Below are 11,500 nucleotides of genomic sequence, written 5' to 3'. Positions count from 1 at the left end.
TCTCTATAATGAATTTATTTATAAAAAACGCAAGTTTTTCAGTGGCTTCGTATTGCACCGGGCTCATGCCTTTTTATTTCGTTTTCATTTGTTGTGATCATTAAATCATCATTGTGTTTTATATTTTTGAGGTCTTTCTGTTTGATATAAATCGATAGCATAAATATAGACCGTAGCTTTGAATAATCGTAAAGCTAGGAATGATGAAGTATCGATATCTTGTTTGGTATTCGATTAAGAAATGAACAGTTACGTAACCAATTATCAATAATAAAAATAGTGTATAATGCGTGTTATTTTGCTTAGTCAATATGAGATAAAGAAGTGCTAATGTGCCCAAGAGCATAGCTGTAATGTACATATACTTTTCATATTTCGTAAGGATGTCTTTTAAAGTAATCATATCATTACCTGTGTCCCCTAGTGTCAATAAACTCCATAATGGGGCGGAGTCGTAATCTGCCCACATGAGCGTGAACTTATCACCAAATAAAGATAAAACCTTTTGTGGATCAGCTAGTCGCTCTTGAATCAGTTTTTTTTCAGCGGCTTTGCGTTCTTCACCGATTTCAAAGGACATAATATATTCTGCATCTGCTGCAGAATATCCCCCTTTTGTTTCGTGATTAAACCCTACTGTGAATTTCCAGAGAGGATCACGATTAGATAGTGGGTATTGTGTAATTCCAGCAGATATAAATGAGTAACTTATAATGTAATGTACAAGGTAAAATACGACGAAAATTCCACAAAGTTTTTTAATGGAAGTGAAAATATCTTGTTTTGATTTTCCTAATATACCTTGTAAAAAGACATAAATAGTTACTGCAATTAGGATGATAGCTCCAAGCGGACGCATGATATCGCCTAAAGAAAGCGAAATTCCTATGAAAATCCACATATATTTATGGCTTAAGCCTTTTGTAATTAATAAATAAAACCCAAGATAAAATAAGAATGTCGCAAGGTGTTGATTCGTTAGGACTGAGCTCAATACAATACTCGGGATATATATTGCATATAGTAAACCAGCCATACGTCCAGACCACTCATTAAATATATGAGAAGTTATTTTGTAAACGAGGAATGTTGTTCCCGTGCAATATAATACATTTAAGAACTTTAGAAGGAAGGTTCCTTCACCAAATAAATTAATAATAAAAGCTTGGTACATTGTAAATCCAAGTTGGTAAACCCATGAAGTATAATACGTGCTTTGGGCAAAACTAAAATCTCCTTTAGTTGCTTGCACAGCACCATTGTACATCATAGCAAAATCAGATTCGACAGGAGTTTGGACATTAAGAACCCAGATTAATCGAATAGAGAAAGCTAAAATGATAAGTGAAATAGTGAATACTAGTGTTGACATATATTTATTGGCAATATAGCCGATTAGTAGAAACAGAAGACCGATTAGAATAATAATCGGGATTATAATAAGTAAACGAGTGCTGGCCTGTTCTCTAACCACGGCTACTGATTGCCATGTAATGGCTGCAGAAATAATGAGACATAGCACTAACAAAGATTTCACAAAAAATGTATTGAGTTTTAGAAGAAATGAACTTTGCATTATAATTAAAAACTCCTTATTGAATTTTATGGCTATTTCAAAGGGAAATCCCTTTACACACCAAGTGATGGTGTAAAGGGATGATTTTAGGTGATTAAGAATTTTCTTGGGACCACTGTTCTACATCCCAAACTTTTGTTACCCAATCTTGATAAAACTCTGGTTCGTGACATACAAGAAGAATAGTTCCTTTATATGCCTTCATTGCTTTTTGTAGTTCTTCTTTTGCTGTAACATCAAGGTGATTTGTTGGCTCATCAAAGAGTAACCAGTTACTTTCTTCGCCCATTAGCTTACATAAACGAACTTTTGCCTGTTCGCCACCGCTTAATTGGTTCAGCGGACGAGAGATATGTTCATTTTTTAAACCACATTTCGCTAACATTGCACGTATTTGATGCTGGTCTAAGCTAGGGAATGTATTCCAAACATCATCAATCGGTGTTATATTATCAGCTTTCACTTCTTGTTCGAAGTATGATGGGTTTAAGAAATCACCAAGACTTGTTTTTCCGCTTAATGGTTTGATTTTACCTAGAATCGTTTTTAATAGTGTTGACTTACCTACGCCATTACATCCAACAATTGCAATTTTTTCACCACGTTCAATTGTCATTGTTAATTTTGGTAATAAAGGATGTGTATATCCAATTTCTACATTTTCTCCTTCAAAGACGAATCGGCTACTTGCACGACTTTCTTTAAATGAGAATTCAGGTTTAATAGCTGTTTCAGGACGATCAATACGTTCCATACGATCAAGTTGTTTTTGACGACTTTTTGCACGGCCTGTCGTTGAGTAACGAGCCTTATTTTTGGAAATGAAATCTTCTTGTTTTTTAATAAACTCGCGTTGCTTTTCATAAGCGTTGATATGTTGGTTTTTATTGATCTCTGCTAGCTCTAGGAATTTTTCATATGTCGCTGTATAACGCGTCATCTTTGTGAATTCTAGATGGAAAATAACATCAACACATTTATTCATAAATTCCGTATCATGGGAAATTAATAGGAATGCGTGTGGATATTCTTTTAAATAAGTCGTTAACCAATAAATATGTTCAACGTCTAAATAGTTGGTAGGCTCATCTAATAGTAATACTTCTGGTTGCTCAAGTAGTAACTTTGCAAGTAATACTTTTGTACGTTGTCCACCACTTAATGCGGCAACATCACGATCTAAACCAATTGCGTCAATTCCAAGACCACGCGCTGCTTCCTCAATTTTCATATCTAATAAATAGAAACCACCTGCTTCAAGAGCATCTTGTATTTCTGCCATTTGCTCAAGAAGTTCCTCTAACTCTTCTGTTGTAGCAGTTCCCATTTTTTCTGTAACTTCATTTAAAGCTTTTTCTTTTTCAAATAAAGGTAAAAACGCATCTGCTAATACATCACGAATTGTGCGACCAGGTGTTAAAATTGTATGTTGATCTAAGTAACCATAATTTGTACCAGGTGTCCATTCTACACGACCTTCATCGTGAATAAGCTGACCAGTAATTATATTCATAAATGTTGATTTACCAACACCGTTTGCTCCAACTAATCCAACATGCTCTCCTGCGAGTAAGCGCATGGATACGTCTTTAAATAATGTGCGATCACCAAATGTATGACCTAATTTTTCAACAGTTAATAAGCTCATAATGTCCTCCGTTCATTTCTAAATAGTGTCTTGAATCATGATACTAAATTCTTTGATATAATGCTATCATTTCAAAAATGTATATTTTGAAAAAAATAAGTTGCATTATTTTGGAAAAAATATATAATAATAATTGAACAGTGGTTAATTAAATCGTGAGGTATAAAAAATGTCGCCAAGAAGAGCAGTCAAACAAGAGTTAACAAGAGAAATGATTATGAATGCAGCCAGAGATTTATTTGTACAGCAAGGATATCAACACACTTCAATGCGTAAAATTGCGACGGAACTAGGTTATAGCCATGGTTCAATTTATTATCATTTTAAAAATAAAGCTGAACTTTTTTATGCAATGGTAGAACAAGACTTTCAATTGCTAAATAAAAAGTTAGATGAGATTAGTAAAAGAAACTTATCTCAAGAAGATCAGTTAAAAGCGGTTTTATTTGGTTTTATAGAGTTTGGTTTAAAAAATCAAAGTCATTATGAAATTATGTTTTTAATTAAAGATGATGAGTTAAAGGAATGTCTAGCAGACGGCCCGAATGTTAGTTATGAAAAATTTGCAAAGGTTGTTTTTTCTTTATGTAATAAAAGAATAGATACAATGATGATATGGTCTGTCTTTTTATCATTACATGGGTTTGTAGCGCATTATTGCGGAAGTGGGCAAACATTTGAAGAATTAAAGGGGTTCGCTCAAGCACATGTAGAGTTTATTTCAAAATCGCTTCTAATGTAAGTGATTTTCTTTTTACTATTAATTGAACAGCGGTTAATTAATTGGAGGGGAATTAGGATGAGAAAAGCGTTAGTACTGGGAGCGTCTGGAGCAATGGGATATGCGATTACAAAGGAGTTATGTAATAGAGGAATTGATGTGATTGCTTTTGCAAGAAATAAGAGGAAGCTGGAGAATTTATTTCAAGGAGAAGAACGGATACAAATAGTAGCAGGAGATGTATTTGTAAAAGCGGATATAATGGATACTGCGAAAGACGTAGATGCTATATTCCATGCTATAAATATCCCCTATTCGGATTGGGAAGAGAAGCAACCTAAACTATTAAGAAACATATTGGAAGTAACAAAAGAGAATAATATTAAGTTAGGGATCGTTGATAATATTTATGCATATGGTATGCAAAATCAAGGGCTCGTTAAAGAAGATGCTGAAAAGAAACCTCATACGAAGAAGGGGAAAATTCGATTACAACTTGAAATGATGGCAGTGCGGAGTGGTGTCCAAATGTTTATTGCTCATTTTCCGGATTTTTACGGCCCGAAAGCAGAAAGTACACTCGTTCAGCATACTTTAAATGGCGTACTTGCGAATAAAATATCTAGCTTTGTTGGAGATAAGCGGATTGCGCGTGAGTATATTTTTACGCCAGATGGTGCGAAAGCCATGGTAGAATTAGCGTTACGTGATGAGGCTTATGGGCAACATTGGAATATACCAGGTTGTGGTGTTATTACAGGAGAAGAAATGATTCAACATATACGTGAACTAACGGGATATACAAAACGAGTAATGACTGTAAAAGGGGGTATGATCAAGTTCATTGGTTTATTTGATAAGCAGATGAAAGAATATGTTGAAATGTTATATTTGACAGAAAAACCAGTTATGTTAAGTGGGGAAAAATATGAGGAGCATATAGGTATTCTACCTAAAACTCCATATTATGAAGGATTAAAAGAAACAATTTTATATATGAATAATAATAGTGAATAAAAAAACCGTCCCAAAATACCTTTTGGGACGGTTTTTCTTGTTAATAGGCAGGTTAGTCTTTTTACTCAATAAGAACATAACCCCAGTCCAAAGTTCGGCTTTTCGGGCAGCTCTTTTTATGCTGTTTTCTTAGCAAACTTTTTATTTATGAACTCTAAAAGTAACCCGCGTATTTGTGGATCAATGGCAAGGCCGATAATGCCGTACAATATACCAGTAAGCGTTAAAGCCACTAGCGGTGGCAAGTTAATTAATATTGTGTGGTATAGAGCGCAACTAATTATAAATGCGAGACTATTAAATATAATTCCTTTAAATAATAGCTCGAAACCTTTATGGACAAATAAAGTAAATCCAATTAATAAAGTAACTTCAGTAATGATAGCTGCTACAGAAGCCCCCATCATTCCAAATTTGCTACCTAAGATGATGTAACTTATGATAGCGACAGCCAATCCAATTCCCATCGTTGTTGCACGTTTCCACTGTTGGCCAATTGTCGTTAAATTATCGGCAAGTGGATAGTTGATAGATTGTAAAATGACCATAAAGGCTAAAATTGCAAGAGCATCACCAGATGGTGCATATTTTTCACCTAATAAAGTAACAATCCAAAAGCTTGGATCGGCGATAAATGGAATTGCGATGCCCATTCCTAAGAAAGACATCAGTTTTAATTCGAACTGAGATAGTTTTCTATGTTCATCAATATTTTTTTCATTTCCAAAAGCAAATAGCTTTGGATAAAAGGCTGCTGCAATTACACCAGGTATTTGATAAAGTACTGCAGGTATTTTCGATGCAGCGCCAAAGAATCCAACTTGCTCATATGTCGAAACTTTTTCTAATATAATGGGTCCTAATTGTGGTAAAAGCATAATGATGATCCCATTGATTGTGAAAATAAGCAGTTGATCTAAAATCCCTTTGTCCCAGCCTTTATGAACGGTTGTATGGCGGAGGACCATTATGAAAGCGATGACTCCTGTTACAAGACTGGATATTCCGTACATGGCAGCGACCATCATAAGTGACCATTTAAATGACATTCCAAATAGAAGAGCAGCTGCGGCTGTTACACCTTGTAGTACAGAAATAATCGCTGTAAATTGCATACGTTCTGTTACTTGGAAATAAGCCATCCCAACGCCTTGTAGAGTTGCCCCAAACATAGTTGGGAGCACAACCCAATATACCATGGCACGTAAGTAGGCATCAGTATAGAAGAACTGAGCAAAAATCGCAAAGAGTACGGAAATGATGACAGCCAGTACAAAACGAATGCGTAAATAACTACTGATTAGTACGCTAATGTCGGCATCACTTCGTGTTCCTTCACGCATAAATGTATGTGTCAAACCTGCATCTGTAAAATAACAAATAACAGCGGAAACTGCTAATGCAGTTGTAAACATCCCGTATTCATCTGGTGAAACGTATCTTGCAAAGAGAATCGTCGCAATAGCAAGTACAAATCGAACAGTAATATTTCCTACAAAGAGGTAGGAGGCGTTTTTAAGGATTTTGTTTGTTTTCATGGAAAGAGACCTTTCTATTCTTTAGGACACACTTTGTCCTATTTATAAGTTTAATTTGTTTACGGAAAAAATGTTTAAAAGCGTATTTTTTATTTAAGAAAATAGAAATTTGATACGTACAAACCAAAGCATCGCGTATAATTTTTTGCTTCGTTTTCCATTTTTTGAATAGATTTTGCGACAATATTTCTTTATATCGCTTTTAATTAATTGAACTTTTGATTTATCTAATTTAGAGTGTTCTTTAATGTGTATACAGGCATTGTTAATGACTGTATATGGGAATAGATAAGTTTCAAGGATTTCAATAAGTTCTGTAGAGTCATTTGTGATTAAGTCTTTTGATTTATTATGAATCCAATCTTTCATTCGATTAAATACTTCTAATTCTTTTGTTGTTTTTAATTCATAATCTTTATAATTTGAAGAAAGGTTTCCTCCTGATAGGATTCGATAATATGTTAAATATTCATCCACATAACATACATTTGTTACACTCATTAATTTAAATAGAAACTCTAAATCTTCTCCCCAGCTACATCCTGGTGTGAAACGAATGTTATGATCCATCACAATTGATCTTTTAAAAATCCAAGTACTTGTTTGGGCGAAAACTTGATGTGTTAAGAAAGCTTTTGTCATATTTCCTTTAATAAAGTTTGTCGTATTTTCGACCTTTTCACCAGTTTCGTCGTAAAAGTTCATATAGCCACAATAACAAGCGTTCATATTGTTTTTGTGCATACTTTCGATTTGCTTTTCTATTTTTGTTGGATGCCATACATCATCACTATCAAGAAAAGAAACATATTCTCCGCTAGCATTTTCAATTCCTGTATTACGAGCAACGGAAACACCTTGATTTTCTTGGAGAATATATTTTATTTGTTCAGGGTATTTTTTCTCAAGATTTTTTACGATAGAAGATGATTGATCTTTACTTCCATCATCTACAACTACAATTTCAAGATTTTTATATGTCTGATTCAGTATTGATTCCATCGTCTCTTCAATATATTTTTCCGCATTGTATAGCGGGACAATAACGGAAACGAGTTGAGTTTGTTCCATCATATAATTATTATCTCCTCAAATTTTTTGTATTTTACACTATATAGACCTTTTGAAAGGAAGAAGATTACAGATTTCGCGATATAGGAAAGCCCATATCGGACTTTAGTAATAAGAATCCTACTGACATTAATCAGCTTGCCCCTTTAGGGGTGGGAGTGTCAAAAGAACATCTGTATAAGTTTACCGCATATAAACTTTGTAAATCAACTCTATGTATTTTATATAAAAAACCTTCCTTTTTGATTTAAATAAGGAAGGTTAATTAATCGTTAAATACTCCAAGGTTTACTTAATGTTAATACTTCAGCCATTTCTTTGCTTTTCAAACGCCCATTTTTTCTATTTTCTGCACGCTCTGGTCCGGTTGTGTATAGCCAATGTTCTTCCTCTGTTTCGGGAAGTACTTGCGGTACAGAAGAAGGCTTTCCGTCTTTCAATGCGACAAATGTAATGAAACATGTTGCGGCCATTCTACGCTCGCCCTCTAATAAATTTTCTGCAATTACTTTTACGAAAACTTCCATTGAAGATTTTCCCGTATAACATACGAAAGCCTCATAACAAACAGAATCTGCTTGGTGAATTGGAGTTAAAAAATCAACGGAATCGATAGATGCTGTTACGCAATGTTTACGGCTATGTCTTGCAGCTGCAATCGAAGCGATACTATCAATTTCTGCTAATAATTTTCCTCCGAAAAGTGTTTGATGATTATTTAAATCATTAGGAAAAACACGTGTTGTTTTAATTGCTTTTGATTCGCGCATGAATTTCTTTTCCATATATTCAGCCCCTATTTTCTGTTTTCAATCAGAATGACATGTATTGTAAATGGAGTACAAAATTATTAAAAATCAATAGATATTTAATGAAGTAAAGAGTTCTAGAAGAGGGTTTTACCTCGCTATGTGCGGGTGGTAAGATAACCACTTCAAAATTCGGCTGTCAAACATAGAAGACAGCTTGTAAAAGCTAATCATTAGTGGGGGATAAACACCCCCACTATGAATTAAAGTTCTACTCTATTAAAACTTCTGTATTTGTATTCATGTAACTGAAAGAAAATTTATTATATCTAAAATGTAGTGTAAAAGAGGATTCGCTTACATTGCAAGTGAAAAAGTTATGACTCTGTATTTGTCATAGAAATTCCCTATCAGCTGTGTACCCATTCATGATAGAATCGTTTTGTTATGAAAGGAAATAGAGGTGCAATGGACATATGAATCACATACAAACAAATTTTTCGTCTTTCTTCAGTAAAATAATAATTGGTGCGATGCTCACATTTTTTGTTTATAGTTGTTGGTCAGCATTTGAAACAAGTAAGCAATTTTTTGGAGGAAGTACAACAACTATAACAATCGTATTGGTGATTTTTATCATCCTTACTTTATTAGTGGCATCAATTTTACAATATCGTTTTACAGGTAAACAATTTCTTCTTTTTCTTCTAAGTATATCTATACTGGTGAGACTTAGCGTGGTTCTATTTGTAGATGCTCCGATAATTGGTGATATGAAAGTGATGTATGAGTCTGCAAAGCAAATTGCAATTGGTAATACTATAGAGAATGTAACTCAGTTACCTTTTATTATTTATGAATCGATTGTTATTCGTATATTTGGTGATACGGTATTTGTTTTACAGTTATTTAATATTTTATTTTGTACAGGGACTGTATTTTTCATTTATCGTATTGCAGCGATGGTTTTTGGGGAAGAATGTGGTCGTATTGCCTCTGTATTTTACGCTGTATATATTCCAAATATATTCATGAGCTCCTTATTAACACAGGAGTCGCTTGCAATATTTTTATTTTATTTTGCTTGTTACATACTTTTATATAAAGGGTTAGATCATCCTTATATGTGGGTGTTTTCAGCGATTTTATTTGCTTGTAGCAATATGATTTTCCCAATAGGGTTATTTCTTCCTATTTTTATTGCTATATATGTGTTGTTAATTGAATTATTTCAATCAGTAACGAGGCAAAAAGTACTATTGAAGATGATAGGGATACTCATTTTATTTTATAGCGTTCACTTTATTGTGAGTTACGGAATTAATACAATGGGAATGTCACAATATAAGATTTCGAATGAGGCGTATGTTCAATCTGTTTTAATTGGAAAAGGTACAAATGGGGAAAAAATATCGAAAAATCAAAGTGTAATAGAGCACATTGATCAAAATTTAAAAGAGATTGAGAGCGAAAGGTTTAAACTTTTAAAACCAGTAATGAATCAGTTTTCAGATGAGGGAATAAACTCTATTTTATTTAAATGTGAAAAACTTATATATATAACGGTAATGCTATTTATGGCTATAGCTTTATTACATTTCCTTATTAAGAAACAACAAAACGAAGGATATATGTTGTTTGTTTTGTTAGTTAGTGGATATGTATTACTAAGACTCTTCCAAGTAGATATGGCATATTACAATATTATCATGCCAGCTGTGTTCATTTTACAAAGCTTTGGTGTTTATATGAGTTATGTTTATTGTCAAAAAATATTTTTCCGAAAATAAGAGCCTGTCCTGCAATTCAAAGTGTCCTTATTACATGAAATTATATTGACTTAACTATAAAATACGACAAGAAAAACTTACTTATTAAAAAGAGCCGTTCCAAACTATCTGTTGGGAACGGCTCTTTTTATCGATGGATGATGAAAATGAGTAGTGAGTGGAGATGAAGGATCGCCGCTCACTCAAGTTTCACCTTATCGGTTTAGTTCTAGTTGTAAATTATCAGCCGTTAGGGCCATTTTTGAGGAATCGTCTTGAATCCCTTTCATTACTTGTGAAATAGATTCTAACTCATTTTCAATTTTTTTATTTTGTTCTTTTGAGTTAGACATATCTTTTACGATTTCTTGGAAGTATTGATCTGTCGCATACATACTATCCGTTCCTTCAGATACGAGAGAGCTAATTTGCTTTACAGAAGAAGAGACACGAATAATCTGTGCATTTGTTTTTTCGACGAGCTTTGTAACGTTGGATATAGATTCCTTCGTTTGCTCTGATAACTTTCGGATTTCTCCAGCTACAACAGAAAAACCTTTACCAAACTCTCCAGCACGTGCAGACTCGATAGCGGCATTTAGTGCAAGTAAATTTGTTTGCTCCGCAATTGATTTTACAATATCTATAATTTCATTAATTTTGTTAGAAATATCAAGAAGTTCATGTGTATCTGTAATGATAGTTTCCATATTCGTTTGAATGTATCCCATTCGTTTATTTTGTTGATTTAATTGTTCTTTACCTTTATTTGCTTTTTCTTCCGATGTTGTAGCTAATGATGTGCCTGTTTTGGCAATTTCTACAATAGTTTCGGATTTAGCTGTTAGTTTTTGAATAGAAGAGCTCGTTTTTTCAGACACGGCAGCTAGTTCTGTTGCAATATGCGTAATTGTCATAGCTGTTAGTGCTTTTTCTTTTTCATGCTCTTTTTGAATTCTTTCGTACTCAGATTCGTAAGCAGCAAGAACAAGTTCTTGTTCAAGAGTAAATAATTTATTTATTACATTGATAGAATAAGAAAAATCATCGATTGCTGTAAATTTTGTCTGCAAAATCTTCATGATAGAGCGGAATAATTCTTGGTAAGCAGCCGTATACCATTTTCTATGTAAACCAATTTGTACATGTCTTTTGGCAATTCTAATGCGTTGTTCAATAAAATCTTCATGCATATTTCCACTGAATAATTCTTTAATATGTGTTTTCAAAGTTTGTTTTAGTTTTGGAATAGAGCTGTAACGTTCAATAACAGTAATTAAATTAGGTTGTTTTGTAATGTTGGCATAAAATTTTTCTGTAATCCAATCTATTTCCTCATAAATAAAGGGTTGTAGTACCTTTACAATTTGTAAATCTTCTTTTGAAATATGTAGCATTTCCATTTGGATTT

9 protein-coding genes are annotated in these 11,500 nt (G+C 33.4%); 3 read left to right on the top strand and 6 right to left on the bottom strand.

Annotation, left to right across the window (positions count from 1 at the left end; translation table 11 throughout):
* Positions 1 to 118: 118 nt before the first annotated feature.
* Complete coding sequence (locus AB3X48_RS11945; RefSeq protein ID WP_016106774.1) at positions 119 to 1,576, bottom strand: glycosyltransferase family 39 protein; 1,458 nt, start codon at positions 1,574 to 1,576, stop codon at positions 119 to 121.
* 94 nt (positions 1,577 to 1,670) lie between these two features.
* Complete coding sequence (gene abc-f / locus AB3X48_RS11940; protein ID WP_016106773.1) at positions 1,671 to 3,224, bottom strand: ribosomal protection-like ABC-F family protein; 1,554 nt, start codon at positions 3,222 to 3,224, stop codon at positions 1,671 to 1,673.
* A 169-nt stretch (positions 3,225 to 3,393) separates the two neighbouring features.
* Between abc-f and AB3X48_RS11935 the strand changes: the two genes are divergently transcribed.
* A complete protein-coding gene (locus AB3X48_RS11935; protein ID WP_367959563.1) occupies positions 3,394 to 3,966 on the top strand; it encodes a TetR/AcrR family transcriptional regulator in 573 nt (190 codons plus the stop codon).
* A 57-nt stretch (positions 3,967 to 4,023) separates the two neighbouring features.
* Complete coding sequence (locus tag AB3X48_RS11930) at positions 4,024 to 4,962, top strand: SDR family NAD(P)-dependent oxidoreductase (protein WP_078174629.1); 939 nt, start codon at positions 4,024 to 4,026, stop codon at positions 4,960 to 4,962.
* A gap of 116 nt (positions 4,963 to 5,078) precedes the next feature.
* Here AB3X48_RS11930 and AB3X48_RS11925 read toward each other — a convergent pair whose 3' ends face one another.
* From AB3X48_RS11925 to AB3X48_RS11915, 3 genes are all read right to left on the bottom strand, one after another.
* On the bottom strand, positions 5,079 to 6,500 hold the full coding sequence (locus tag AB3X48_RS11925) for an oligosaccharide flippase family protein (RefSeq protein ID WP_367959561.1): 1,422 nt from the start codon (positions 6,498 to 6,500) through the stop codon (positions 5,079 to 5,081).
* Between the two features lie 93 nt (positions 6,501 to 6,593).
* Positions 6,594 to 7,574, bottom strand: a complete 981-nt coding sequence (locus AB3X48_RS11920; RefSeq protein ID WP_016106770.1) for a glycosyltransferase family 2 protein — start codon at positions 7,572 to 7,574, stop codon at positions 6,594 to 6,596.
* Positions 7,575 to 7,843: 269 nt separating this feature from the next.
* Entirely contained in the window at positions 7,844 to 8,356 is a 513-nt protein-coding gene (locus tag AB3X48_RS11915) for an acyl-CoA thioesterase (protein WP_016106769.1), read from the bottom strand.
* Positions 8,357 to 8,796: 440 nt separating this feature from the next.
* On the opposite strand from AB3X48_RS11915, the gene AB3X48_RS11910 reads away from it, so the two are divergent.
* Positions 8,797 to 10,110, top strand: coding sequence for an ArnT family glycosyltransferase (locus tag AB3X48_RS11910; protein ID WP_088099750.1), 1,314 nt, complete (start codon positions 8,797 to 8,799; stop codon positions 10,108 to 10,110).
* Between the two features lie 194 nt (positions 10,111 to 10,304).
* On the opposite strand, the gene AB3X48_RS11905 is transcribed toward AB3X48_RS11910, so the two are convergent.
* The coding region (locus tag AB3X48_RS11905; RefSeq protein ID WP_367959559.1) for a protoglobin domain-containing protein at positions 10,305 to 11,500 on the bottom strand (1,196 nt) is incomplete at its 5' end.

Source organism: Bacillus sp. S4 (assembly GCF_040838205.1).
Classification (GTDB): Bacteria; Bacillota; Bacilli; order Bacillales; family Bacillaceae_G; genus Bacillus_A; species Bacillus_A cereus_U.
The sequence above is the reverse complement of the archived record's forward strand: the minus strand, read 5'-3'. Positions and strand labels throughout refer to the sequence as shown.

Coding starts and splice junctions, on each gene's coding strand:
- AB3X48_RS11945 (WP_016106774.1), bottom strand. CDS start 1,576: ATGCAAAGTTCATTTCTTCTAAAACTCAATACATTTTTTGTGAAATCT.
- AB3X48_RS11910 (WP_088099750.1), top strand. CDS start 8,797: ATGAATCACATACAAACAAATTTTTCGTCTTTCTTCAGTAAAATAATA.
- AB3X48_RS11920 (WP_016106770.1), bottom strand. CDS start 7,574: ATGATGGAACAAACTCAACTCGTTTCCGTTATTGTCCCGCTATACAAT.
- AB3X48_RS11935 (WP_367959563.1), top strand. CDS start 3,394: ATGTCGCCAAGAAGAGCAGTCAAACAAGAGTTAACAAGAGAAATGATT.
- AB3X48_RS11930 (WP_078174629.1), top strand. CDS start 4,024: ATGAGAAAAGCGTTAGTACTGGGAGCGTCTGGAGCAATGGGATATGCG.
- AB3X48_RS11925 (WP_367959561.1), bottom strand. CDS start 6,500: ATGAAAACAAACAAAATCCTTAAAAACGCCTCCTACCTCTTTGTAGGA.
- abc-f (WP_016106773.1), bottom strand. CDS start 3,224: ATGAGCTTATTAACTGTTGAAAAATTAGGTCATACATTTGGTGATCGC.
- AB3X48_RS11915 (WP_016106769.1), bottom strand. CDS start 8,356: ATGGAAAAGAAATTCATGCGCGAATCAAAAGCAATTAAAACAACACGT.